We start from the raw sequence: 26159 nt of genomic DNA on the forward strand, positions 1-26159 counted from the left end.
TCCCTCCACACTCAGTCCAGGGTCGGGTTGCCGGCCAGCGGAATGCGGATGGGCTTCTTCTTGCCCTGCTGGATCTTGACATACGGACCCCGATGGAGCGGGTCGTGCATCTCGTAGGATCCGTCTGCCTTCTTGGCGTTGTTGCCTGCCTCGAAGACCATGGCGCCGCCGTCGATCCTAATCATGAATCCGCCGCCGGTCGCCGAGTGCGAGGGCTTGCGGTCCTTGCCCTTGAGCAGCTTGTCGAGCTCATCCGCCGTGGCGCCCCGCAACGACTCGGGATCGTCCAGACTACGGGTGATCTTGGAGGCGTCCTTGGCCTTCTCGCCCGCCTTGACGGCGTCGTCGAGCCGCTCCAGCTGCTTCGGGAACTTCGCGAGGTCGCCGAAGAACGGGACGAAACCCGCCATGCCGAGCGATGCGCCCGCCACGTCCTTCTCGTCGGCCGAGCGCTTCACGTCGTACGCGTCGCAGCCCGCTCCGAGGATCGGGATCCAGCCGCAGCCGATGAGCAGCAACTCCTTGATCAGCTCCGGGTTGCCCTGTTCGCCCATCATGCCCGGGCAGACGGGGTAGCCGGAGCCTGTGCCGTTGCAGCTGTTGCCGGTGTTCACCGAGTTGTCGGTCATGGCCGGTGCGCCGGTGGTGGTGCACTGGTTCATGCCCATCGCGTAGTAGCACTTGGTGGTGCCGGTGCTGCTGGCTTGGACGGTGCCGCCACCGCCACTGTTGCCGCTGCCACCGCCGCCCCAGCCGCCCCAGCCGCCTCCACCGCCGCCCAGGATGCCGCTGCCGAGGACGGCGCCGACCGTGGCGATCACGGCCCCCACCACACCGCCGATGGCGGCACCGATGAGGCCGAGCAGGCCGCCGAGGCCGCCGTTCTTCTTGAGGCCCGTGGGGTCGCTGAAGGTGACGGGCGAGTTGTCCGCGTAGGCGTATCCGTTCATGGACTGATGCGCGTCCAGGCTGAGGACCGGGTCGACGCTCAGGAACTGGCCGATGCCGGGGTCGTATTCACGCGCCCCCACGTGGGTCAGTCCGGTGTCCTTGTCGGCCGGTTTGCCGAGGAAGCCCTTGTCGTCCGGCCAGGATGTCACCGCGGCACCCCGGCTCTCGCCGAAGGGCGAGGTGAAGCGCTTGGTGACCGCATAGGTGGTGGCGTCGAGCGCGACGCTGGACGTGCCGTGGTGGTCGGCGGCGAGGAAGCTGAGCTTGCTGCCGGAGGTGCCGCTCACCGCGGTGCGCACCGCGATGTTCTGGCCGTTGGCGGTGTAGGAGCGCGTACCCGAGAGGGTCTTGGTCGTTCCCTTGACCGTCAGGCGCACCTCGGTGCCGCCGAGGTAGAGGACCGTGTCGCCGTCACCCTTGGCCCGCCGGATGAGCAGCTCGCCGTCGGCGTCGTAGAGATAGCTTGTCTCCGCGGTGCCCTCGGTCGTTTTCAGCAGCTTGCCCTCGGCGTTCCAGTCCAGGGTCTGCTGAGCCTTCGGGCCGGGACGCCTGGTCGTGTTGCCGGTCTTGTCGTACTCGTAGCTGCTGCTCACGCTCCCGGTGGTGGTCTTGGTCAGCGGATGGGGCTGACCGGTTGTGTTGCCGTACGAGTAGTCGGTGGTGATGGCGCCCGAGGCCTTGTGATCGGTCTCGGTCTTGCGCTGGCCCGCCTCGTTGTAGGTGTACGAGGTCCAGTACGGCGCGGCGCCGTCGACGTTGGCCTGGGTACGGCCGGCGGCCGAGCAGTCCGCCGTCCGCGGCGTCCAGGCCTCGGTCAGCCTGCTGTGACCGTCGTAGGTGAAGCACTGATAGTCGGGCTTGGTGGTGCCGCCCTGCGTGGTGCCATCGAAGATCGACGTGACGTTACCGGCGTCGTCCTGGGTGAACTTCAGCTCCTGCGGCATATAGCCGTGCACGTCGTCGGTGACGTAGGAGCGCACCAGGCGCCGGGTGCCCGCTTCATAGTCGTAGTTGAGATACGCCTTCTTCGCGGAACTCGCACCGTTGGTGCCGAGCGTGAGCTGGCGAAGATCACCCTGCGGGGAGAACGCCGCACCCTGGAGGTAGCCGGTCGTACCCTTCGAAGTGAGCTGCTGTCCGGTCGCGTTGTAGGTGTACGAGACGGTCTCGGCCGGGAGGCCGCCGACCGCGGGCTGAGAGGCCTGCGAGACGGTGCCGTCCAGGCGGTAGCCGGTGGTGAAGGAGAGTACCTGGGGGACGCCCGCCTGCACCAACTCGTCATCGGCCGGGAGCAGCATCTGGCTGCTCTCGACCGCGTACTGTGCCGAATACCTGGTGACCTTCGCCGTGTACGCCTTGCCGGTCAGACCGCCGTCGTAGCGGGTCGCCGTGTCCTGCTGGCCCTTGGCGAGTGCGTCGAAGGTCCAGGCGGCCAGCTTGTTGGCATCGGTCCGGTCTGTCTTCCACATGCCGGTACGGCGGTCCAGCACGTCGTAGTCGGTGAGCAGCTTCCTGCCCTCGGCGTCCGTGGAGCTGGTCAGCCGGTCGAGGGAGTCGTACCCGGTCAGGGTGGTGCCTGCGTCCGGGTCGGTGGCCTTGGTGAGGCGTCCGAACAGGTCGTACTCGTAGGACCACTTGGCTTGGTCCGGCCCGGTGATGGTCTTCTGCTGGCCGGCCGGTGTGTACGTGTACCGGGTGCTGGTGAATCCGGTGCCCTCCGGCTTCGTGCCGCCGTACTCGCGGCGCTCGGTCGTCCGGCCCAGCGCGTCCGTCACCACGGCCGTGGCCTGTCCGCCGCTGGGCGCGGTGGCGGCTGCCGTGTCGCCGGTGTAAGTGGTCTGCGTGGACCAGCGGACCGTGCCGTGGGTCTTGGTCGTCTCCTTGGTGGGCCTGCCCGCACCGTCGAACTCGGTGTCGATCTGCTTGGGTGCCTGCCCGCCGTCGATCTGCACGGCGGTCCCGGAAGGAGCGGCGCTCTCGTCCCAGATGTCCGCCTGCTGGGTGACCGCGAGGCCCCGCGAGTCGTACAGGGTCTGGCCGATCAACCGTCCGCCCACCGGCGTGGGCGACTGGGTCTGCCGCGGACGCAGCAGCGAGTCGTAGATCTCGTACGAGGTGTTGTAGCCGGAGCCGTCGCCCTTGAGGGTGCTCGTGGCCACCCAGGGCAGCGCCGAGTTGGTGACCTTGTACGCGTAGGTGCGATTGGGTGTCTTGCCCAGCGCCTTGGAGCGGTTGGGCAGCCACACCTTCGTGAGCCGGCCGAGGCTGTCGGTCTCGGATTCGGTGACCTTCCCGTTGGGGTCGGTGACCTTCACGGCCGAGCCGGTTCCGATGTCCACCGTCGTGGTGGTCCTGAACTTCTTGGCGTCTTCGGCGGCGGTGGCGGTCAGGGGGCCGCTCGCCGCCGGGGTGTACGTCACGGAGCTGGTGACGGTGCCGCTGGTGTTCTTGACGGTGAGAGCGCGCCCGAGTGCGTCGAAGGTTGTGCTGCCGACCTTCTGCCAGGCCGGAACGCCACCGGCGTACGCCTTCGCGCGGCCCGTCCACGACGGATTGCCCTTCGTGGGTTTCTGCGTCGCGCTCCATCCGGTCGCCGCGTCGTTGTCGTAGACGATCGCGGTGTCCTCGACGACATCACCGGAGCGGGTGGAATCCGTCGGCAGGACGAGCGAGGCATCGCCCACCGAGCACGGCTTCGCGACCTTGCGGGTGCGCGAGACGAGGGAGCTGATGCCCTCGTCCGCGTTGCGCGCGTACCACGTGCGGGTGCAGGTCTCGTCTCCGCCGACCGCGTCGTCGCCGCGGTCCTCGACCGTCTCGGGCATGCCGAAGTCGTCGTGCGTGGTGACGGTGGTGCGGACCCGGTCCTTGGCCGTGCCGCCGGAGGTGACGTTGGTGCGCTCGTGCGTGGCACCGGTGCGCACGTAGTACGCCTCGATGTCCGCGTACGACTTGTGCTGGGTCGCTGTCCGCTTCGACCACGGGTCGGCGATCGAACCGGATACCTCCGCCGTGCCGTTGTACGTGACGGTCTCGCGCACGAAACCCGCGTACTGGTCGGAGTCGGTGATCTCCCCGGCCTTGATGCCGGTCACCTTGGCGGTCTTGCGCTTGTCCGGGTCGGGCGTCTTGCCGTCGGTGCCCAGGACGCGGTCGCCGTTCATACCGCGCATGTAGACGGTGACGGTCTTGTTCTGCGTGGTGTTGCTCGCGCCCGTCAGGTGCGTGACCTTCCCGAAGCCACGCCAGAGCGACCAGGTGCGCTCCTTGGCCGGGGTCAGCGGGTCGTCGTTGTAGTGCCAGGCGCCGCCGCCCGCGTACTGGTAGCTGTGCTGGACGGCCTCGGCGCCGCCGAACGGGTCGGTCGTGGAGACCGCGCTGACCGGGTACTTCTGGAACCAGTCGAGGATCGGCTCCTGCTCGCCGTTGGGCGACCACTTCACCGGGTAGCAGCGCTTGGTGTTCTCGTCGACCTTGGGCATGGTCTGCCCGCTGACGCAGTCGGCCGCCAGGTAGGAGACGATCGTCTGCGCGCCCGCTTCGGAGGTGATGGTCTTCAGGCGGGGCCGCTCGAAGGAGAGAATGTCGTCGGACGCGCCGTCGACCCGGTTCGGCAGGAAGACATGCGTGAACTTCACCGGATCCATGGAGAGATCGGCGCCGCGCTTGCCGGTGTGCTTGATCTCATCCAGCCACAGCGACTGGTCGGTGGAGTCACCCGTGTCGCCCGGGTCGAGATACAGCTGCTTGAACGACCAGTTGTCGATCGTCGCGTACGCGGGTGTGGCGGCCGCCGCGTCCCACGCATATGTGGTGACGCCCGTCATCCGCTTGCGCGTGAAGAACGAGGGGCCCACGTTGCCGGTGCACTTGTCGCCTTCCTTGCACAGGGCGTCGTAGGGCACATCGGGCCAGTTGTCCCGCTTGTCCTCGGTCAGCGCGTCACAGCCGGTGCCGGTGGCCAGACAGCGCTCGGCGTAGGCGAACACCACCTTGTCGGAGGCGGCGGGGGTGGCGGAGAACAGGGCGCCGGCGCGCTGGCCGTAGCGGATCTCCTCGAGGTAGCCGCCGCGCGTGTACGCGGTGCCGGTGTTGTCGTCGCCGAGCTTGTCGTAGTGATTGACCTCGTCCTCGTACCAGTACGTGGACGCGTTGCCGTGGGTGTCCTCGACCAGGTCGAGGTTCCAGCGCCAGGCCTGCTTCTTGGCGCGGCCCGAGAAGCCGGTGCCGTCCGCGTAGCCCGGCTCCCCCTCGTCGTCACCGAAGACCGGCACGGTCCACACCGACTTGGTGCGGTCGTCGGCGCCCGCCCCGGCGAGCTTGTTCAGGCCGAAGGTGTAGACGGTGCCGTCGCCGGTGGTGACGGTCCAGTACTCTCCGTTGTCGTCACCGTTGTCGGCGCCCGTGTGCCGTACGACCGTGGAGGCGTCGTCGTTCTTCAGGCGCCACTGGCCGCTGGTGTCGTCCTTGACCAGCTCGGTGGACTGGCCGTTCAGGACGATGGAGGCGTTCTCGTACTTCCAGCACAGGTCGTACTTCTCGTCCTGGCCGTCCTCGTCGCACGAGCCGTACTGCCGCTCGATGTACGACGAGGTGATGTCGAAGCCCTCGCCGAGCGCCGTGCCCTGGTTGTTGGTCGTCGCGGTGCGGCCGTCGACGCTGCCGGAGTCGTAGGAGATCTCCAGCTCCGGCTGCGGGCCCGCCGCGGCCGGCGGCGTACGCAGCGGATACGTCCAGGTGAAAGTGCCGGAGGAACCCCCGGCCTCCCACGTGGAGGAGGCCGTGAGGGGCGTGGCACCGAGGTCGCCCGCGCCGGACTGCGAGCCTGCGGCCAGCGCGAGGACCATGGTCCTGTCGCTGGTGCTCCTGGCCGGCGCGAAGCTGAGCGGTGCGCTCAGCTCGTTCGCGGCCCGCTTGTTCGTGGACTCCAGAGGCGTACGCGTACGGCACTTGGCCTTCGACGGGTCGTCGAGCGCGCAGTCCGGCAGTTCCTGGAGCTGGAGTCGGCCGGCCCAGTCGGCGCCGTAGGCGGACGCGAACGCCGAGTAGTCCAGGGCGAGTTCCGCCGCGCCGCCGTCCTTCGGTCCGGTGACGGCCAGGGCGACGCCCTTGACGCCGAGGGAGGATGCGGCCTTCTGGTCGAGGACGTTGACCTCCACCTCGGAGGCCGCGCGCTTCCGGTCGGCGGGCCGGCCCAGTCTGACCGGCAGCTTGCCGGGCTCGGCAGCGGGATCGTCCTGACTCAGCTTCGCCGTGCCCTTGTCGGGCCAGGTGACCGACCGGTCCTGATCGGCGCGGGCCCGCTTCGCAGCGGCCGCGTCGGCCTTCGCACCGTCCGACACGGCGCGCGCGGCCTTCGCGTTGGCCTCCGCAGTCAGCGGCGAGACCTCGGCCGAGCGTGCGTCCTTCAGATCGGGACGGCCCAGCGGATCGGGCTTGTCCGCCGCGAACGCGGTCGGTGACAGCAGGCCCGGGAGCATGGCCAGGCCCACGCCCAGAGAGATCCGCCGCACCCAGCGGCCGCTCCCGGGCTCATCGGGCCGGCTGCTTCTGGGCAGCCGGTATTTCCCCAAGGGATTCATGAAGGTGTTCCTTCTGCGCCCGGACCGTCGGCCGGGCATGCTGCGACCCCGCCGTGCACGGCGGAGGTCAAGGTGGTGTGGGGGAGGTCGGCCCGCGGCAGGCATTGGTCGTGGGGGCCCGCGTGCGGGGAGCGCCGTGCCGGGCCGGGGCGTCATTGCCCCGGCCCGGCACGCCGATGTCGCTAGGGGGTGTCGGTGCCGATCACCTGCGAGGCGATCTGGTCGGCGCTCATCGCGCCCGTCCAGATCCGCAGCTCTTCCAGGGCGCCGGGCAGATAGCGCGCGGTGTTGCCGCCCTTGGAACCGCGGCCCACGGCCAGCGCACCGACCCCCTGCTGGGCGGCGGTGAACCCGGCGTCCCCCTCGGCGGGCTGGTCGAACTGGCCCACGTACAGGTGGAGTTTGCCGTAGCGCGTCTCCGACTTGGCAGGGTCGTCCGGGTCGGACCACTCCCAGGCCTCCTGCGCGTCGAAGACGCCGGTGACCTGGACCCAGGTGTCGGTCTCGGCGATGTCGCCGCCGGGCACCTGGGCGCTCTGCGTGACCTTGCCGTCGGCGCCGACGGCGGTGCGGGTGAATTTCCACTGGTAGACGCCGTCGGCCGGCTTGACCACCGACAGCGCCCACGACGACTCACCGGCCGACGCCTGCTGGCCGGCGACCTGCGCCTCGTACCCCACCGGCTTCGCCGCGAGCTTCGCCGAGTCCAGTTGCACCCGGGCCGTGGCCGTGAACGAGCCCGACTCGTCGGTCACCGGACCGGTCGCGGAGGCGTATCCAGCCGTGCCGTCCACAACGAGACCGTTCTGCGTGTCGAGCACGGCACCCGCCGCCGACAGCTTCAGCGACGGCGCGGGATACGACGAGAGCTCCTTGAGTTCCGTACCCGTGGACGACGCGGCGTCCCAGTGGGCGACCAGCTCATTGCCCGGGACGCTGTTCTCCAGCAGCTGTGCCTCCTGGGCGACCTCGTCGCGGGTCAGGGGGCGCTGCCAGACGGAGACCTCGTCGAGCCGGCCGCGGAAGTTCTCGCCCCAGACGCCGCCGACCAGCGAGCGACCGAACTGCAGACCACCCGAGGAAACCCACGGCGTGTACGCGCTCGACAACGAGTTGAGCACCACCGGCTGGCCTTGCGGGCGGCCGTTGACGAACAGCTGGATGGTGTCGTTCGTCTTGTCCGTGTCGCCCTTCGTGTCGAAGACGCCGGCCAGATGCGTCCACACCTTCAGTGGCGGCTCACCGGTCTCGGACAGCGAGCGCAGATACACCGGTCCGGTCTTCGTGTCGGTGGCGGTGCGGTTGAACACCCACTTCTTGTACGACGCCGAGTAGTACAGCGTGAACGCGGAGGCGTTGGTGCCGGGCGCCGCGAGCACCACCTTGGTGGACGAGGTGTCCGTCAGGTAGGCCCAGGCCGAGATGGTGAACGAGTCCTTGGTGTTCACCGCCGGGGACGCCGTGGAGGCGTAACCGACGCGTGTCTGGTCGGCGCCGTCGTTGAGCCACAGGGAGTGGTCCGCGTCACCGCGTCGGGCAAGCGTGGACCAGCCCACTCGGGTACTCACCTCCCGAAGCGTGGCGTCATGACGGGTGCCCTCCGTGGCGGTGTCCTTGGCGACGGTCACGTCCGATCCGGGGGTCCCGTCGTCGAAGTGCCACGTCCCGACGGGGCCGGTCGCGGGGGAGACCTTGAAGCTGAACTCGGCCGGCGTGCCCCAGCGGTTGCGTACGTCCCTGGCCTCCACGGACAGCACCTGTGTGCCGGCCAGGGAAGGCGTCACGTTCGGCACCGTGACCGTGGATCCCGTGACCGTCCTGGTCTCCTTGGCCGAGGTGGTCAGCAGCCGCCAGCGGTAGCCGGCGATGTCCTTGTCGAGCGCGTTCGGCTTGAAGGTGAAGCTGCCCGGCACGCCCGGACCGCCCTTGCCGTCACACAGCGTCGCGGTGCACTGGGTGTACGGCGAACCCGTGGTGATCACCGGGGCCTTGGGCGCCGTCGAGTCGATCTTGAAGTAGCACCACGAGGAATACGACGAGAACAGATCGCCGCTCTTCCCGCTGTACGACCAGTGCGACTGCGTACGAGACTTGAGCCGGTACAGGCCACCGTCCGCACGGTTGGAGGTGCGCATCCGCTCGACGGTGCCGTCCGGGTCCCAGCCGGTGCCCGGCCGATAGCCCGTCCACACCTGGTGCCAGGCCGCGTCGTCACCCCTCTCCACGACGAACTCGGCCTGGAGCGAACCCTCTTCGTCACCCGCGTGGTGCTCCACCAGGGTCTGCACGGCCGCCTGCACCATCGGATCCACCCGGGTGACGATCAACGGGTCCGAGGACGACTTGTTGCAGTACGCGGTGGTGCCGTCGCCCGGGATCACGCCCACGCCGGTGGGCACGCCCGGCTTGTACGCGTAGTTGACCTTGAGCTCGGCGTTGTCGTCGAACCGCTTCCAGGCCTCCGGGTCGCTCTCGTCCTTGGCGCGCAGCATCAGGGTCAGCCGCGAGATCTTGCCGTCGGCGAACTTCCGCACCGTGGAGGCGAGGTTCTCGTCGCCCTCCTCCGGGTTGTCGTTGAACTCCACCCAGGCGTCCGGCTGATCGGGGCTGCAGTTGGTGCCGCGGCCGTTGGAGACGTAGCGGTCGCCCATCTGGTCGAGCTGCGTCGGGCCCGGCCAGCGGGTGCCCTCGGAGATGTTGTTGGTGCGCTCCAGGTCGACCCACTTCGCGTTGCACGAGAACGACCAGGTGTTGTACGCGCGGAAGGTGGCGTCGAGGACGTACTTGCCGGCGAGCTTCGACGGCGAGAACTCGAAGTACATGCGGTTGGTGTAGTTGCTGCCGCAGTAGTACGGGCCGGAGACGCTGCAGCGCCCGACTCCGTAATCGCCGTTGAACTGCCAGAACTTGTCGCCGTCGGAGGACAGCACGGTCCGCTCGGACACCCCGAGCCCCACCGACGGGTCGATTCGGACGGGATAGACCGTCTCGTCGCCGCGCAGCAGCTCCAGGTCCGGTTTCACGGAAACGGAGTCGCCGTCCACGTGCACCGGCATGACGGCACTGGCGTCACCGGCGCGGGGCTGGGTGCCCTCCTCGACCGGGTCCGGCTCCTCCACAGCGGTCAGGGCGATACGGCTTGTCGCCTGCGGCGCCGCGGCCTGGCCGGCCGAGTCCCACATCTGTCCGGCCGGGCCCTTGAAGACGGTGTTGCCGTTCTCGTCGACCGCGCGCAGGCCGCCGCCCGCGCCGTTCACGATCTCCAGGCCGGTCGACGAGGCCGTGAGCTCGATGCGCTCCAGTGCGGTATTGGCCGCGGCTTCGCCGGACTTGACGACCAGCACCTCGCGGTAGCCCTCGGCCGTCGCCGTCAGCTCCAGGTCGACCCCCTCGAAGACCTCGGGGTAGACCGCTTTCGCGCCGTCCAGCCTTGGCTCGGGCAGTCTGCCCGGCCAGCCGAGCCGCATGGTGCCCTGCTCGTTGCCGAGTTCGATCAGCCTCGCCCCGTCACCGCCGCCGGAGAACGACAGGTCGACCACGGCCGACCTGGGGCCGACCGTCCCGTCGCCGCGCTTCTCGAGCGTAGCGTCCACCGGGTGCCAGCTGCCGTCCTCCCCCTTGACACGCTGAGGCACCGCGGACTGCGTGAAGCTGTACGTCCCGTCCGGATTGGCCATGGTCGTGGAGTACTCGGTGCGCTCGCCGGTCACCTCCACCGGCTCGCCCGTCGCCGTCGCGCGGGCCGTCGCCGCCTCGTGCGTCATCGCCGGGCCCTGGGCGGACCGCGGGGCCGTCTGAGCCGTGGCCGCCGCCGTTCCCCCGAATGCGGGCAGCGAGGTGAGCAAGGCCAGCGCCGTGATCGTGGCGGCTCCCCCCGGTCCGCGGCGTCTTCGCCTGATGAACGCATTGTGCCTGCGTATAAGCACTTTCCCCACCCATGTTCACGTGATCTTCAGATGTGCTGGGGTAGTAAATAGAGTTCCCGTACGCCGGTCAAGCTCGCGCCGTTCGCGGGGCGCACCGTCCCGGCTCCTGCGCGCCGGCGCCGACCTGCCCGGCGTTAGAGTTCCCCCCATGAACAGGCAGGCCCCGACGCTGGAGGATGTCGCGCGGGAGGCGGGGGTCTCCCGTGCCACCGTGTCGCGGGTCGTGAACGGCGTGCGCAACGTCGATCCCAGCATCCAGGACCTGGTCCGCAGCGCGATCGAGCGGACGGGCTACACGCCGAACCGCGCAGCGAGGGCGTTGGTCACCCGACGTACCGGGGCGGTGGCCCTCATCGTCTCCGGCGCGGGCGACGCCTTCGCGGGCCGCGTGTTCGCGGACCCGTTCTTCGGCCGTGTCGTCAACGGCGTCGTGGGGTATCTCCGTGCGCGCATGACGCAACCGGTGCTGCTGTTCGCCGAGTCGGCGGCGGCCAGGACGCAGGTGGTCGACTACTTGCGGCAGGGCAGTGCGGACGGCGCGCTGGTGGTCTCCGTGCAACCGGACGACCCTCTGCCGGACATGCTCCTGACCGCCCGCGTCCCCACGGTGCTGTTCGCACGTCCCACCCGGGAGACACCGGTCAGTTGCGTCGATCTGGACCACCGTGCGGGCGGACGCCTGGCCGGGGAACACCTCCTGGGCCGCGGCTGCCGCCGTATCGCGGTGATCGGCGCGCCGACGGATCTGCGGGCCGGCCGGGAACGCCTCGCCGGATTCCGCGACGCCCTGGCTCGCGCGGGACATGACAGCCCTCCCGTGGCCGAGGGCGTGTTCACGCTGGACAGCGGGGCGGTGGCCATGGCCGCGCTGCTGCGGGACCACCCCGCTGTGGACGGCGTGTTCGCGGCCAACGATCTGATGGCCCAGGGCGCCTGCCAAGTCGTGCGGGAACTGGGCAGGCGCATCCCGGAGGACGTCGCCGTCGTCGGGTTCGACGACTCGAGCATCGCCGTGACGTGCCGGCCACCGCTGACCACCGTGCGCCAGCCGGTGGAGGAGATGGCGGCGGCCATGGCCAGGATGCTGGACGAGCAGGTCCAGGGCACCCGCACCGAACCCCGCACCCTCGTCTTCGAACCGGAACTGGTCGTACGCGAGTCCGCCTGACCAGGCGACGGGGCAGGGCGCCGGCCATCGGCCTGGTCAGGCGCGAGCAGGCGTGGTCAGGCGCGATCAGGCACGGGACTCCCGGTGGGCGCGGATGATCTCCGCGTACCGCAGGCCGCTCGTCTTGACGGTCCGGACCTGCGTCGCGTAGTCGACGTGGACGAGGCCGAAGCGCTTGTCGTAGCCGTAGGCCCACTCGAAGTTGTCGAGCAGGGACCAGGCGTAGTAGCCGGCCAGCGGTGCGCCCTTGCGGACCGCCCGGGCGCAGGCGCTCACGTGCTCCGCCAGGTAGCGGGCCCGGTCGGGGTCGTGGACGGCGCCGTCGGGCGAGACCGTGTCCGCGAACGCGGAGCCGTTCTCGGTGACGTACAGCCTGCGGACTCCGTACTCGTCGGTCAGGCGCAGCAGCAGGGCCTCCAGGCCGCCGGCGTCGATCTGCCAGTCCATGCCGGTGCGGGGTACGTCGGGCAGCCGGACCTCACGGGCGTACGGGACGGGGCCCCGGGGGTCGTCGGTGACGGTCGCCGGGAAGTAGTAGTTGAGGCCGTGCCAGTCGAGGGGCGCGGCGATCGTGTCCAGGTCGCCCGGGCGCTCGGGCAGGTCCACGCCGTACAGCTCGCGCATGTCGGTGGGGAAGCCGCGGCCGTAGACCGGGTCGAGCCACCAGCGGTTGGTGTGGCCGTCCATGCGGGTGGCCGCCGCGATGTCCTCCGGGCGGGTCGAGGCGGCCTCGACGGTGGAGTGGTTGGTGACGAGGCCGACCTGCGCGCCCGGCACCGCCGCGCGGACCGCCCGGGTGGCGAGGCCGTGCGCGAGGAGAAGGTGGTACGAGGCGCGTACGGCGGCGGTCAGGTCGGTCAGGCCGGGTGCCATCCGGCCCTCCAGGTGGCCGATCCAGCCGGAGCACAGGGGTTCGTTCAGGGTGGCCCACTGGGTGACGCGGTCGCCGAGGCGGCCGGCCACGACCGAGGCGTAGTCGGCGAGGTGCTCCGCGGTCTCGCGCACGGTCCAGCCGCCGCGGTCCTGGAGCGCCTGGGGAAGGTCCCAGTGGTAGAGGGTGACGTTGGGGGTGATCCCCGCGTCGAGGAGGCCGTCGACGAGCCGGTCGTAGAAGTCGAGTCCGGCCGCGTTGACCGGCCCGTCGCCGCCGGGCACGACACGGGGCCAGGCGATGGACAGGCGGTAGGCGTCGGCGCCGAGCCGCTTCATCAGGGCGATGTCCTCGGGCCACCGGTGGTAGTGGTCGCAGGCCACGTCGCCGTGGTCGTCGTTGTCGATCCTCCCGGGGGTGTGGGAGAAGGTGTCCCAGATCGACGGTGCCCGGCCGTCCTCGGCGACGGCGCCCTCGATCTGGTAGGCGGAGGTGGCCGTGCCCCAGGTGAAGTCGGCGGGGAAGGCGGCGAGGTCGAGCGATTCGGACACAGAGGGCCTCTCTGGGTTGGTCGGGTGGAGCGGGGCGGGGGCCGGGGCCCGGGCGGCTACTTGACGGCGCCGGCGGTGAGGCCGGTGACGAGGTAGCGCTGGAGCAGCAGGAAGCCGGCGACGACGGGGAGGCTGACGACGAGTGAGGCGGCCATGACCTGGTTCCAGTACACGTCGTTCTGGGTGGCGTAGCCCTGGAGGCCGACGGCGAGGGTGCGGGTGGTCTCGTTGGTCATGACCGAGGCGAAGAGCACCTCGCCCCAGGCGGTCATGAACGCGTAGACGGCGACGGCGACGATGCCGGGGATCGCGGCGGGCACGATCACCCGGAAGAGGGCGCCGAGCGGTCCGCAGCCGTCCACCTTGGCGGCCTCGTCGAGGTCCCTGGGCACGGAGTCGAAGTAGCCGATCAGCATCCAGATGGAGAACGGCAGCGAGAAGGTGAGGTAGGTGAGGATCAGGCCGCCGCGGGAGCCGAACAGGGCGATCCCGGTGGCGTTGCCGATGTTGACGTAGATGAGGAACAGCGGCAGCAGGAACAGGATGCCGGGGAACATCTGGGTCGAGAGCACGGTCACCGTGAAGACGCGCTTGCCGCGGAAGGAGTAGCGGCTGACCGCGTAGGCCGCGAACACGGCGATGGTGACGGAGCAGAGGGTCGCCGCGCCCGCCACGATCAGCGAGTTCACGAAGTAGTCGGCGAGTGGGACCGTTTCCCAGATGTCGAAGTACGGGCGGACGGTGAGACCCGAGGGGATCCACTCGAACTTGCCCGACACGTCCTCCAGCGGCTTCAGCGAGCTGGAGATCATCACGTAGACCGGCAGCAGGACGAAGACGGTGAGGAGGGTCAGGAAGACGCGACGGCTCCACAGGAAGGACCGCGGGGCGGCCATCGGGGAGCGGGGTCGCCGGACGGCTGGGCTAGGCATCGGTGGCCTTCCTTCCTCGGGAGGTGAGCCAGAGGTAGACGCCCGTCACCACGAGCAGGAACAGGAGCAGCAGGACCGACATCGCGGAGCCGGTCCCGAAGTTCCAGGTCTGGAACGAGGACTGGTAGATGTGGATGGAGATCAGGTCCGCGGCCTCCGGCGCCGCCTTGCCGAACAGGACGAAGGGCGTGTTGAAGTCGTTGAACGTCCACAGGAACAGCACCAGGACGAGGACCTGGTTGACGGGGCGCAGCGCCGGCAGGGTGATGCGGCGGACCTGCTGCCAGACGCCGGCGCCGTCCAGGGCGGCGGCCTCGTAGATGTCCTTCGGGATGTTCTGGAGCCCGGCCATGATGATGAGGAAGGCGAAGGGCCAGCCCTTCCACACCGAGACGACGAGCAGGGCGATGAAGCTGTTGTCGCCGATCAGCCAGAACGGGGGACTGCCGGTGAGGCCCAGTTGGTCGTGCAGCACGTGGTTCACCAGGCCGTTGTCCCGCTGGAACATGAACGACCAGGTGATGACGGCGGCGTAGACGGGCAGTGCGTACGGGACGAGGAAGAGCGTGCGCAGGATGCCCCGGCCGCGGAACGACTCCTGCATGAAGACCGCGGCGGCCACGCCCAGCACCCAGCACAGGCCGACGGAGAGCACGGTGAACAGGCAGGTGGTGAAGAACGACTTCAGCAGCGCCTCGCCCACGGGGGCGTCGAAGTCGAGCGACATCGCGTAGTTGTCGAAGCCGGCCCAGGGGGCGGTACCCCAGTCGCGGATGTAGAACTGGGTCAGCTCCTTGAAGCTGACGACGATGCCGATCACCATCGGCACCAGGTGGACCAGTAGTTCGAGGAGGATCGCGGGGAACAGCAGCAGGTACGGCAGGGCGATGCGGCGCAGCCGCCCGGAGCGACGCTTGCGCGGCGCCGCTCCGGGGTCGTTCTTCCGCGCCGTCCGCTCGCCTGCGTCGAGGGCAGCGGTGGTAGTCATGGCGGTGTCCGTGCTCACTTGTTGGGCATCTGCTGCTGGGCCTTCTCGAGCCCCGCCCGCACCGACTCGTCGGTCACCGCACGGCCGGCTGCGGCGTCGGCGAAGAGTTCCTTGACGGCGGTGCCGACGACGGTCTCGAACTGCGACTCCTCGGGCACCTGCGGCAGCGCGGTGGCACTGGTCGCGAGGGTCTCCCGGAGCACGGTGAGGGACGGGGTGTTGAAGGCCGGGTCCTGCTGGGCGGCCTTGACCGGCGGGATGGAGCCGTAGGCCTTGTTGAGGACGACCTGCTCCTCGTCGCTGGTCATGAACTTCACGAACTTCTTGGCGCCGTCGATGTTCTTGGTGTTCTTGAAGACGGCCATGTTGATGCCGGCGACCATGGAGTTGGTGGCCTTGCCCGGGCCGGGCTCGCCGGACTGCACGGGGGCGGGCGCGACGCCCCACTCGTCCTCGCTCATGCCCTGCGACTCGAAGGTGGCCGACGCGGTCTGCCACAGCACCATGGCCGTCTTGTCCTTGGCGAAGTCGCTCAGGGACTGGTTCTGCGCGTACTCGGCGTTGCCGGGCGCGACGATCTTGTCCTTGGCCATCAGATCGACGTACTGCTTCACCGCCGCGACGGCGCCGTCCGAGGTGAAGTCGGCCTTGCCCTCGGGGGTGAAGAAGTCCGCGCCGTGCTGCTTGGCGAGGACGAAGACCTGGTGGATGTTGTTGGAGAGGTTCGAACCCTCCGCGCCGAGCCCCCACTTGCCGTTCTTGGAGAGCTTCTTGCCGGTCTCGGCCAGCTCGTCCCAGGTCGCCGGCGGCTTCTCGATGCCGGCGTCGGCGAACATCTTCTTGTTGTAGTAGAGCGCGTAGGCCATGGAGTACAGCGGTACGGCGGCCGGGTCCTGGCCCGGTACGCCGGTGGAGCCGAGCGCGGACTCCACGAAGCGGTCCTTGCCGCCGATGGCCTCGAAGTTCTTCGCGTCCCAGGGCAGGAGGGCGCCGCTGGACTGCAGCGACGCGCTCCAGGTGTTGCCGATGTTCAGGACGTCGGGACCCTGGCCGGAGGTGGTGGCGGTGAGGATGCGGTTGAGGAGGTCCGCCCAGGGCACGACCTCCAGCTTCACCTCGATGCCGGTCTCCTTCTCGAACTTGTCGAGTTCCGGCTGGAGGACCTTCTTGTCGACCTCCAGGTTCGCGCCCTGGTTGGAGGCCCAGTAGGTGAGGGTCTTCGGCTGCTCGTTGGAGCCCTCCGTGCCGGACGATCCCCCGCCGCAGGCGGCCACGGTGAGGGCGAAGGAGAGGGTGACGGCGCCGACGGCTGCGGCTCTGATTCTGCGCATGACTCCAGAGGCCTTCCGGGAAGTGACGGGGTCGCCCGCGGAGGGGGGCGGAGCAGCGCCCCGCGTTCCCTGAAGCCCCCCACGGCTTAATTTAGGATGTGAGTTAAACCTCAAGTGAAGGTCGCGTCAAGGGCCCGGCCACATGTAAGTTGCGGTAAGGATTTCGGAACGAGGGGGCGAGGGTGAAGGTGCGCAACGGGCGTACGGTGCGTGACCTGCGGCGGCAGAACCGCACCGCGGTATTGCAACGGTTGTATTTCGACGGGCCGCTCAGCAGGTTCTCGCTGGGGCCGGTCACCGGGTTGAGTTCCGGCTCGGTCAGCAACGTGGTCTCCGAACTGGTCGCCGAAGGACTGGTGGAGGAGGCCGGAAGCGTCGACTCCGCCGGCGGCCGTCCCCGCACGCTGCTGCGCGTCAGCGCGCGGAGCGCTTACATGATCGGCGTCGACATCGGCGAGACCCGGGTGCGGATCGAACTCTTCGACCTCGCCCTCACCGAGCTGGCCCGGGTCGAGAGACCGCTGGAGACGGAGGGGCCGCGCCGCGTCGACCGCTACGACGTCGGAGTCGTCATGACGCATCTGCGCGAGGGCATCCCCGAGGTGCTGGACGAGGCCGGCATCGCGGCGGAGCGGCTGCTCGGGGTCGGGATCGGCGTGCCGGGCATCGTCGCCAGGACCGCCGAGGACGGCGCGGTCGTGCACGGCCAGACGATCGGCTGGGACGCCGTTCCGCTGGAGCGGTTGCTGCGCGAGTCCCGGATCCTGCCCGAGACGGTGCCCTACTACATCGACAACGGGGCCAAGACGCTGGGCCAGGCGGAGATGTGGTTCGGCGCCGGCCGGGGTGCGCAGAGCGCGGCGGTGGTGCTCTTCGGCTCCGGTGTCGGCGCCTGCGTCGTCGGGGACGACATGCGACCGGGCCGGGCCGTGGAGTGGGGGCACCTGACGGTACGGGTGCGCGGGCGCCGGTGCCGCTGCGGCGCGCGGGGCTGCCTGGAGGCGTACGCGGGCGCGGAGGCCCTGCTCCAGCGCTGGGCGGAGGCGGGCGGGCGACCACCCGAGGGCGCGGACGAGGAGACCGCGCTCACCGCGATGCTCGCGGCCGCCTACCCCGATCCGGACGCGTCGGGGGCCGGTCCGGAACCCGACGCCACGGCGCTGGCCGTTCTGGAGGAGACCGCCGAGTACCTCGGCGCGGGGTTCTCCGACCTGATCAACCTCTTCCAGCCCGAACGCATCCTGGTCGGCGGCTGGGCCGGACTGCAGCTCGGCCGGCGCTTCCTGGACTCGGTGACGGCCCACGCCACCTCCTACGCCCTGACCTACCCGGCCGCCCACGTCCGCATCGACCTCGGCACGCTGGGACCGGACGCCGTCACCGTGGGGGCCGCGATCCTGCCGCTCGCCGACTTCTTCGCTCGCGGCGGCCGGCCGGAGGAGGCCGAACCGGTGGACCCGGATCCGGCGTGGCGGACGGCCCTGCGGGAGCGCTCGGTGCGGTGAGCGGCGCCGGCCGGCCGCCTACCGGCGGCGTGCTCCAGGGACAGCCGGACCGGTCGACAGGCCGCCGCCCGGGCCCCCGTTACGAGCCACTGACCGTGACCGTCCCCTCCCACCGCAGGTCCCCCGCCGACCTGCCCACCATGAGCCGGTAGGGGCCGGGCTCCGTGGTCCAGCCGTGGTCCGCCTCCGACCAGTGCCGCAGCGCGCTCGGGCGCACCACCACCTCGGCGCTCGCCGTCCGGCCCGCCGCCGCCCGCACGGCCGCGTAGCCGGCGAGCCAGCGGACGGGACGCTCCACCGCCGAACCGGGGCGGGCCAGGTAGACCTGTACGACCTCGCGCCCGGCGCGGGCACCGGTGTTGCGCACTGTCACCCGGACGGTGAACGGCTCGCCCGCCACGACCTGCGCGGGGGCCGCCACTTCCGCGTACGCCCACGTCGTGTAGCCGAGTCCGTGGCCGAACCAGTACGCGGGCTCGCGTCCGGCTCGCAGCCACGCCCGGTGGCCGATGTGCAGGCCCTCGGCGTAGTCGAGCCGGCCCTCGACCGGCCGGGTGCGCGTGACAGGTGCGTCCGCCGACGTCGCTGCCCAGGTGGTGGGGAGCCGGCCGCCGGGCTCGGTGCGGCCGAACAGGACGTCGGCCAGCCCCGCGCCGGCCTCCTGGCCCGGAAACCAGGTGAGCAGTACGGCGCCCGCCTCTTCGCGCCAGGGCAGCTCGACCGGTCCGCCGCTGTTGACGACCACGACCGTGCGCGGATTCGCGGCGGCGACCGCGCGGACCAGTTCGTCCTGGCGCCCGCCGAGCGACAGCCCGGCGCGGTCGTAGCCCTCGGTCTCGCCGTGCTCGGTGGTGCCGACGACCACGATCACGGCGTCGGCGTCGCGGGCCGCCCGCACCGCGTCCTCCAGCGCGGTCGCCGGGTCCGGTTCCGGCGGCGCGGCGGTGACGACGGTGGCGCGTCCTCGGCCGGGCACCAGTTCCCGCCGTGCCACCACGTGCACGGGCCGTTCGGCGGTCAGTACCGTCCGCGCCGTGTGCACGGGCGGGTTGACGTGGACGACGGCCGGGTCGTCCGTGTCACCGGGGAACTCCCCGTCCAGGAGCAGGTGGCCGTCGACGGTGAGCGTCATGCGTCCGAAGCCCCCGACGCCGAACGTCCACTCTCCCGCCCGACGGGGGCGCAGCACGGCGGCGATCTCCACCGTGTGGGCGCCCGCGGGCAGGTCCGGCTCCAGTTGCCGGCCCGACAGCCGGTGCTCCGAGCACAGTTCGCGCCCCGCCGCGTCCAGCACCCGCAGGAGCACGCCGGGGGCGCCCGAGCGCGGGTCGCTGCACCGATCGGTGCCGAGCGGAGCGGGCGGGGCCCCCGACGCCGGGCCGGGCTCGTACACGACCCTGGCCCGGCCCCGCAGCCGGGCTCGGATGCCCGCCAACGGGGTGACCACGTCGGAGCAGAAGACCCCCGCGCTGCCGCCGCCCTGGACGCGCGGGGACGCGGCGTGCCCGCCGACGACCGCGACGCTCGACAGCCCGGCGGGGTCGAGCGGCAGGACGTCGTTGTTGCGCAGCAGGACCGAACCGGCACTGACGGCGCGGCGCAGCAACGCCCGGGTGTCGCGGGACGCCGTCGCCGGTACCCGGCGTGAGCGACGCGGCTCCAGCGCGCCCACGCGGTCGGCGAGCCGGAGCAGCCGGCGCACCTTCTCGTCGACCGCCTCCTCGTCGACCCGGCCGTCCTTCACCGCCCGTACCAGGGACGCGCCCCAGGGACTGTCCGGGCCCGGCATCGCCAGGTCGAGGGCGGCGCGGCCCGTCTCCTCGGTGGAGCGCACGGCCGCCCAGTCGGAGACGGCGACCCCGTCGAACCCCCATTCCCCCTTGAGAGGTTCCGTAAGGAGCGGGCTGGCCGTCATGGTCGTGCCGCCGACGGCGTTGTAGCCCGCCATGACCAGCCACACGCCGGCCTCGACGGCTGCCTCGAAGGGCGCGAGGTACACCTCTCGCAGAGTGCGTTCCGAGGCCCGGACGTCGACGGTCAGCCGGTCGGTCTCGGAGTCGTTGCCGACGTAGTGCTTGGCGGTGGCCGCCACCCCGAGGGCCTGGATGCCCCGGATCAGCGCGGCCCCGGTACGGCCGGTCAGTGCCGGGTCCTCCGAGAAGCACTCGAAGTGCCGGCCGGCCAGTGGACTCCGGTGGAGGTTGAGCGTGGGGGCCAGTACCACGTCGACGCCCTTGCGGACGGCCTCGGTGGCGAGCAGCCCGCCGAGCCGCTCGACCAGTTCCTCGTCCCACATCGCCCCCAGGGCGGAGGCGGAGGGCAGCAGGACCGAGGTGCGCCGCTCGTCCCATGCCTCGCCGCGCACCCCGGCGGGCCCGTCCGAGGTCACCATCTCCCGCAGCCCGATCCCGGGCTCACCGGCGGTGCGCCAGGTCGTCGAGCCGGTGAGCAGGCGCACCTTCTGCTCCAGGCTCAGTTCGCCGATGAGTCGATCGAGTGTCTCGTCGTTCATTCCCGCCCCATTTCCTTCACCGTCGAAGGGCCCGGTCACCCGCGCCGAGCGGGTGACCGGGCCCCTGGAGACCGACCGTCAGGGCAGCCGGTGATCCGCGTTCAGCACCGCGCCGCGTTCCGGGTGGTTCTGGTCGTAGCCGCGCGTGTCGCACTGGAGACCGCCCACGATGCAGTGGTCGACCAGCGCCTTGAGGGTCCGCTCCTCCCACGCGTTGAAGAAGTCGTAGTGGAAGGAGTAGCCACGTCCACTGGCCAGACGGACGTCGCTCATGTCGCCGTTGACCGGGAAGGCCATCTTGATCTCGATCATCGGCAGGGCGACCGGGTGGGAGGCCGGGCACATGTTGTCGTTGGTGCCGGGCTTGACGACCGGGTAGGCCATGTGGCTCTTGTGGTCGGGGGTGTCGAGGTACTTGCCGTCCCAGCAACTGGGTGCCTGCATACGGAGGTTGAGCTGGACGTCGGGTCGGCTCGGGCAGCTCGCCGGGAAGTCGACGTTGAAGAAGCTGTCACCGCATTCCCAGCCCTCGACGAAGCCCTTGTGGCCGCGGAACTCCTGGGCGCTCTGCATGGGGTCGCCGACGACGTACCGCAGCCCCTTGGGGAAGGGCCGCACGCTGGTGTAGTCGGTGACACCGGCCTTGTAGTAGATGACCTGCGGGCCGACGGGGAGGATCTTCCTGTCCCCCTTGTACAGGGACGGCATCCAGTACGCGGAAGCGTCGGCCGGCGCGAGACAGGTGGTGTCGCCGCCGTAGAGGCTCGCCGTGGTGCTGCCGGCGTTCGTCGACGTGTTGCCCATGAAGGTGTGGTCGTGGGACTTGCCCGGCTGCCCCGGGTACACGATCGGGTCGTCCGGCGCGGTGTGCGTGACGGCGCAGTTGGCCTGGAACTCCTTGTGGTAGCGCGGCGGCGGGGTGGCCTCGGACGGGACCACGCCGGTGACCGGGGGAACGGCGGGTATGTACCCGTCGCCGTCGGGGTCGTCGGTGGACGCCCGGGTCGACACCGCCATGGTGTGCCCGGTGTGAGCGCCGGCCGAGGCGGTCGGGGCGCCGCCGGGACCGGCCGCCGTGGCGACGGTGCCGACACCGAGCAGGCTCGCGATGAGTGCGGTGCCGAGTAACAGCGCGGGGAGTTTCGAACGTGGTCTCATGGGGCCTCCTGCCCGCCGATGTGCCGAGTGGGGGTGGTGCGGAGGGCGCCGCCGGACGCCCTCCGCCGTCAGCTGTGTGTGCCGTCAGCTGTAGATGCCGAACTCGTGCAGCGAGTAGCCCCAGCCGGTGCCACGCGCCGTCAGGTGCAGTCGCACGTGCCGCGCGGTCGCGGCGACGTCGATGGTGTCGATGTCACCGTTGCCGGCGGTCGTGGTGTGGACCGTGCGCCAGGTGGTGCCGTTGTCCGAGACCTGGACCTCGTAGGACTTGGCGTAGGCGGGGTCCCAGACGAGCTGGAGCTTGCGGATGGGGGTGGCGGCGCCGAGGTCGACCTGGATCCACTGGGGATCGCTCCAGTCACTGGCCCAGCGCGTGTCGGCCCTGCCGTCCGTCGCCTTGGTGGGCTCGCACGGGCAGTCGCCGTACGACGGCTGGAAGGAGGAGGCGGTGGTGGGCTTGTTCAGCGCCACGTTCGTGCCGGTGGCCGGCGGGGCGACGACCTTGACCGACTTGGTCTCGATGCCGGCGTTGCCGCGGCCGTCCTCGGCCTGGATGTACACCTTCCACACGCCGAGCTTCTCGGGTGCCGTCACGGCGAAGGTGCCGTTGTTGGTGGACCGCCACTCGGCCTCCACCAGACGCTTGTCGCCGTTCGCGTAGTTGCCGCTGAGGAAGACCTTGTACGTGATCGGGTCGCCGTCGGGGTCGCGCACGTCCGCGCGGACGGTGAACTCCTCGCCCGCCGCGGCCGACGAGGCGGGGGAGACGGCCATGTTCGTGATGACGGGTGGCGTGTTGTCACCGCTGGTCGATCCGCTGTACGCCTGCTTGACGGCGTAGTAGGAGAGCCGCTTCAGCCCGTCGGGCACGAGGTTGAACCAGATGCCGCCGAAGTCGTGCTCGACGCCGTAGTGGAAGAGGGTGGCGCCCAGCGCGACGCCCTCGTGACCGGTGACGCAGTCCCAGGCCTTGGTGTACCCCTCGGCCTTCTGCACGTCGGTCGGCTCGTCGGGGACGCCGTTGGCGTCGTCGGGCACTTCCCACTCACCGGCCGGGCCGCCCTCGGTGATGATGTACGGCTTGGTGTAGCCGCCCTCCTCCCAGTCCTCCTGGACGCCGCAGATGTCGCCGTAGGAGTTCATCGAGTACAGGTCGAGGTCGGGCGCGTTGCGCTTGTAGTACGGCCAGGCCCCGGTCCAGGCGTCGGTGGAGGTGACGGGGTGGTCGGGGTCGATGCTGTGGATCTTCTTGGCGACGTCGTTGACGAAGCCGGTGTAGGCGTTGCGCTGCGCCTCCAGCTCCGCCCCGCTGTAGCAGTTCTGCAGCCCGAGGACCGACTCGTTGCCGACGTTCCACATGAGGGTCGCCGGATGGCTCTTGTATTCCTCCACCCACTTGGCGAACTCGGTGAGCATGTTGTTCTTGTACGTGGTGTCGGTGACGTAGTCGACGCAGCCACCGGAGCCGGGGCCGCCGCCCGGTTGCAGCCAGAAGCCGTTGACGACCCGGATGCCGTTGGCGGCGGCGCTGTCGAGCAGCGGCTCGGTGCCGCCGTCGGTGCCCCAGGTGCGGATCGTGTTGACGCCCATGGACTTCACGTCGGGCATGTACTTCGGGGCGTCCGCGATGGCGGGGCCCCAGGTCAGGCCCTTGACCGTGTACGGCTGGCCGCCGACGGTCAGTTGCCAGTCGCCCTGGGAGCCGGTGACCTCGACCGCTCCGGTGGCGGGCGGTGTGCCGTCCGTGGTGCCGTACACCTGGAACTCCCACAGGGAGTAGCCGTAGCCGCCGGACCGCTCGGTGCCCAGCATGCGCACGTAACGGCCGGAGCCGGAGACGGCGACCTCGTCCGTGCCGCCGTCACCGCCGGTCACGGTCTTGAGGGTCCGCCAGTCCGTGCCGTTGTCGGACGCCTGGATCTGATAGCCCTTGCCGTACGCGCCCTCCCAGGTCAGCACGGTCCGGCTGAGGTCGGCTCGTTGTCCGAGGTCGACCTGGAACCATTGCGAGTCGCTCCACTGGCTGGCCCAGCGGGTGCCGGTGAGATTGCCGTCGACGGCCGCCGAGGGGGCGTATCCGTCGCCTTCCTGGGACGAGGCGGTGGCGGGTTTTCCCTGGGAGAGCAGGGTCTCCGCGGCCTGGGCGGGCGGGGCGGTGAGGGCGAGCGACGACGCCACCAGTGCGCCGAGGGCGAGCAGGGGGACGGCGCGGCGGGCGGCCGGTCCGCGGTACGAGAGGGCTGGGGTCACATCTGCTCCTGGCGGGTTGGGGAGAGCCGAGGGGGCGGGGGATGCGGGAGCACCGCTTGACGGCCCTCCGGGCCGGGGGCGTGGGGCGTGGATGTCACCCGGCCCGGAGGGGAGTTGTGGCCGGCGGGCGGACCGGTCAAGGGAAGGACACGACGGTGGACGGCACGGTCGTGGTGCCGGCGGGCACCGTGGAGGCGCCGGTGTCGTTGATGACGTGGTTGTAGTGGCCCATGCCGCCGAGGGAGACCACGAGGAGGCTGTGGAACCTCACCCCCGGTTTGACGGGCGCCTTGAAGCCGCGGTCCTGGCGGATGGTCGGGTCGACGTTGTAGTTGCAGTAGCTGCCCAGACCCCATGCCTCATGGGTGTCGACCGAGTCGTCGACCCGGTAGGCGGCGTACCCCTGGGTCGAACCGTTCTGGATGGCGGCCTGGTTGGGGGCGTCGTACGCCTTCTCGTTCTGGTAGAAGATCGTCCGGCCGCGTTCGCCGTACCACTCGACGTCGTACTTGTTGAAGTGCTCGACGAACAGTCCGGTGGCCAGTACGTCGTCGCCGTTGACGCGGACGCCGTAGTCGGCCCGGTTGGTCTCCCAGCCGACTCCCTCGCCGTGGTCGGCCCGCCACACCCAGGTGTGGTCGATGATCGTGTCGTGGCTGTTGACCACCATGCTGGTGGTCGCCTTGCCCGCGCCCGCGCCGCCGATGCGGATGTAGACGTCCTGCACGGTGGTCGGGTTCGCGGCGTGGTCGGTGGTGGCGCCCTGGTGGCCGATCTCCAGGAGCGTGGGGGAGTTGACCGGCCCGGCGTCGATGAGGAAGCCGGCGAGCTTCACGCCGTCCACGTCGGCGACCTTCATGGCGGTCACCCCGTTGTCCGGGATGATCGTGGCGAGGCCGAGGCCCAGCACGATGGTGTTCTCCCGGTTGACGTTGATCGTCTGGTCGACGTGGTAGACGCCGGGGGTGAAGAGCAGGTGCAGGCCCTGGGCGAGGGCGGCGTTGATGGTGGCGGCGGTGGCGCCGGGCTTGACGACGTAGAACCTGTCCAGCGGGATCGACTCGCCCTGCGGGGTGCCGCTCGCCCAGGTGGTGCCGCGGGCGTTGGTGCGCTTGGCGGGGGCGAAGACCTTGTACTCGTCGCCGTCCAGGTAGAGGAAGGGCTTCTCGCGGGAGATCGGCGTCGTGTCGAGCGTGGTGTAGCGGGGCTCGGGGAAGCTGTTGGCGGGAGCGCCCTCGACACCTGAGAAGACCTGGTTCCAGACGCTGTTGGACCAGCCGCCGATGGAGCTGTCGCGGGTGTACCACTGCTGCTGCGAGTAGTTGCCGACCTGGCCGTCGATCTTGCTGTCGGCGATGTAGCCGCCGCTGGCCCAGCCGTAGCCGTTGGGCGCGAGGTTGAGGCCGCCCTTGACGTGCATCCGGCGGAACGAGGCCGCCTGCGAGACCGCCCACCGGTTGGTGCCGTTGACCGGCTTCACGGCGAGGTTCTCCGCGCCGCGCCAGAAGTTCTGGGTGGCGTTGCCGTTGAACCAGCCGGCGTCGACGGTGATGTCACCGTTGATCGTCGTGTCGTCGGGGCGCAGGCCGAGGCCGAGGACCTGGGTGTAGAAGCCGATCTGGGCGTTGAGGTTCTCGTAGGTGCCCGGCTTGAAGAGGAAGGCGTGCCGGCCGGAGCCGAACTGCGCCGACTCCTGCTCCTGGAAGACCTGGTCCAGCTTGGCCTGGATGCCGGGCGTGGACGGGTCGAAGACGTGCACGTTCGGGCCGAGGTCGCCGCCGCCCGGGATGACCGGGCCCGGGTCGTCGCCGGTGGTGCCGAACACCTTGAACTCCCACAGGGAGTAGCCGTATCCGGTGGCGCGGGTGGTGCCGAGCATACGGACGTACCGGGCCGTGCCGGACACGTTCACGGTCTCCGTGCCACCGGCGCCGGTGGTGGTGGAGTAGGCCGTCGACCAGTCCGTGCCGTTCTGGGAGGTCTCGATGCGGTACGACTTGGCGTAGGCGGCCTCCCAGCGCAGCTCGACCCGGCTGAGGGAGGCGGGGGTGCCGAGGTCGACGCGGAGCCACTGCGGGTCGGCGGCGGCGCTGGACCAGCGGGTGCCGTTGTCGCCGTCGACGGCCGCGGTCGCCGGGGTGCCGTAGTGCTCCTGGCTGGAGGCGGTGACCGGCTTGCCCTGGGACAGCAGCACGGGCGCGGCCTGGGCCTGCGCGGCGGGCAGGACGGCGAGCAGGGTGGCGGCCAGGGCGGTGACCAGGACGCCGACGAGACCGCGGCGACCGGGTCTGCGCGGCACCGGCACCGCCGGGGATATGCCGACAGTGGGCATGGAGAGACTCCTTGACACGGGAGGGGTGGGAGAGCGCTCTCCGGCACCTTGCCCGCCCTGCCGGTCGCGGTCAAGGTTCCTCGCACGGCTTTTCTTTTGGCT

General features: G+C 70.3%; 12 protein-coding genes. 2 read left to right on the forward strand and 10 right to left on the reverse strand.

The genetic code is table 11. The annotated features are described in order from the left end of the window. Window positions 1-11: 11 nt before the first annotated feature. The gene (locus RI578_RS34585) at window positions 12-6533 is read right to left on the reverse strand and encodes an RHS repeat-associated core domain-containing protein (protein WP_310874735.1); all 6522 of its coding nucleotides are present in this window, start codon (window positions 6531-6533) and stop codon (window positions 12-14) included. A gap of 182 nt (window positions 6534-6715) precedes the next feature. Continuing rightward, entirely contained in the window at window positions 6716-10297 is a 3582-nt protein-coding gene (locus RI578_RS34590) for a LamG domain-containing protein (RefSeq protein ID WP_310874736.1), read from the reverse strand. Between the two features lie 310 nt (window positions 10298-10607). On the opposite strand from RI578_RS34590, the gene RI578_RS34595 reads away from it, so the two are divergent. Further along, on the forward strand, window positions 10608-11627 hold the full coding sequence (locus RI578_RS34595) for a LacI family DNA-binding transcriptional regulator (protein WP_310874737.1): 1020 nt from the start codon (window positions 10608-10610) through the stop codon (window positions 11625-11627). 66 nt (window positions 11628-11693) lie between these two features. On the opposite strand, the gene RI578_RS34600 is transcribed toward RI578_RS34595, so the two are convergent. Genes RI578_RS34600 through RI578_RS34615 form a run of 4 tightly spaced genes read right to left on the reverse strand, consistent with a single transcriptional unit; the run spans window position 11694 to window position 16300 of the window. Continuing rightward, a complete protein-coding gene (locus RI578_RS34600; RefSeq protein ID WP_310874738.1) occupies window positions 11694-13049 on the reverse strand; it encodes a GH1 family beta-glucosidase in 1356 nt (451 codons plus the stop codon). 56 nt (window positions 13050-13105) lie between these two features. Then, window positions 13106-13945 (reverse strand): carbohydrate ABC transporter permease, encoded by an 840-nt coding sequence (locus tag RI578_RS34605; protein ID WP_310875937.1) that lies wholly within the window; start codon window positions 13943-13945, stop codon window positions 13106-13108. Between the two features lie 28 nt (window positions 13946-13973). Beyond that, the gene (locus RI578_RS34610; RefSeq protein WP_310874739.1) at window positions 13974-14969 is read right to left on the reverse strand and encodes a sugar ABC transporter permease; all 996 of its coding nucleotides are present in this window, start codon (window positions 14967-14969) and stop codon (window positions 13974-13976) included. Between the two features lie 14 nt (window positions 14970-14983). Further along, window positions 14984-16300, reverse strand: coding sequence for a sugar ABC transporter substrate-binding protein (locus tag RI578_RS34615; protein ID WP_310874740.1), 1317 nt, complete (start codon window positions 16298-16300; stop codon window positions 14984-14986). 182 nt (window positions 16301-16482) lie between these two features. Between RI578_RS34615 and RI578_RS34620 the strand changes: the two genes are divergently transcribed. Further along, the gene (locus RI578_RS34620) at window positions 16483-17805 is read left to right on the forward strand and encodes an ROK family protein (protein WP_310874741.1); all 1323 of its coding nucleotides are present in this window, start codon (window positions 16483-16485) and stop codon (window positions 17803-17805) included. A 79-nt stretch (window positions 17806-17884) separates the two neighbouring features. On the opposite strand, the gene RI578_RS34625 is transcribed toward RI578_RS34620, so the two are convergent. From RI578_RS34625 to RI578_RS34640, 4 genes are all read right to left on the reverse strand, one after another. Continuing rightward, on the reverse strand, window positions 17885-20317 hold the full coding sequence (locus RI578_RS34625; protein ID WP_310874742.1) for a glycoside hydrolase family 3 C-terminal domain-containing protein: 2433 nt from the start codon (window positions 20315-20317) through the stop codon (window positions 17885-17887). Between the two features lie 78 nt (window positions 20318-20395). Then, entirely contained in the window at window positions 20396-21475 is a 1080-nt protein-coding gene (locus RI578_RS34630; protein ID WP_310874743.1) for a DUF1996 domain-containing protein, read from the reverse strand. 84 nt (window positions 21476-21559) lie between these two features. Then, window positions 21560-23725: a discoidin domain-containing protein gene (locus RI578_RS34635; RefSeq protein ID WP_310874744.1), complete on the reverse strand. Its 2166-nt coding sequence runs from the start codon at window positions 23723-23725 to the stop codon at window positions 21560-21562. A 136-nt stretch (window positions 23726-23861) separates the two neighbouring features. Beyond that, a complete protein-coding gene (locus RI578_RS34640) occupies window positions 23862-26057 on the reverse strand; it encodes a discoidin domain-containing protein (RefSeq protein ID WP_310874745.1) in 2196 nt (731 codons plus the stop codon). Window positions 26058-26159: the final 102 nt, after the last annotated feature.

Source organism: Streptomyces sp. BB1-1-1, from assembly GCF_031597775.1.
Lineage (GTDB): Bacteria > Actinomycetota > Actinomycetes > Streptomycetales > Streptomycetaceae > Streptomyces > Streptomyces thinghirensis.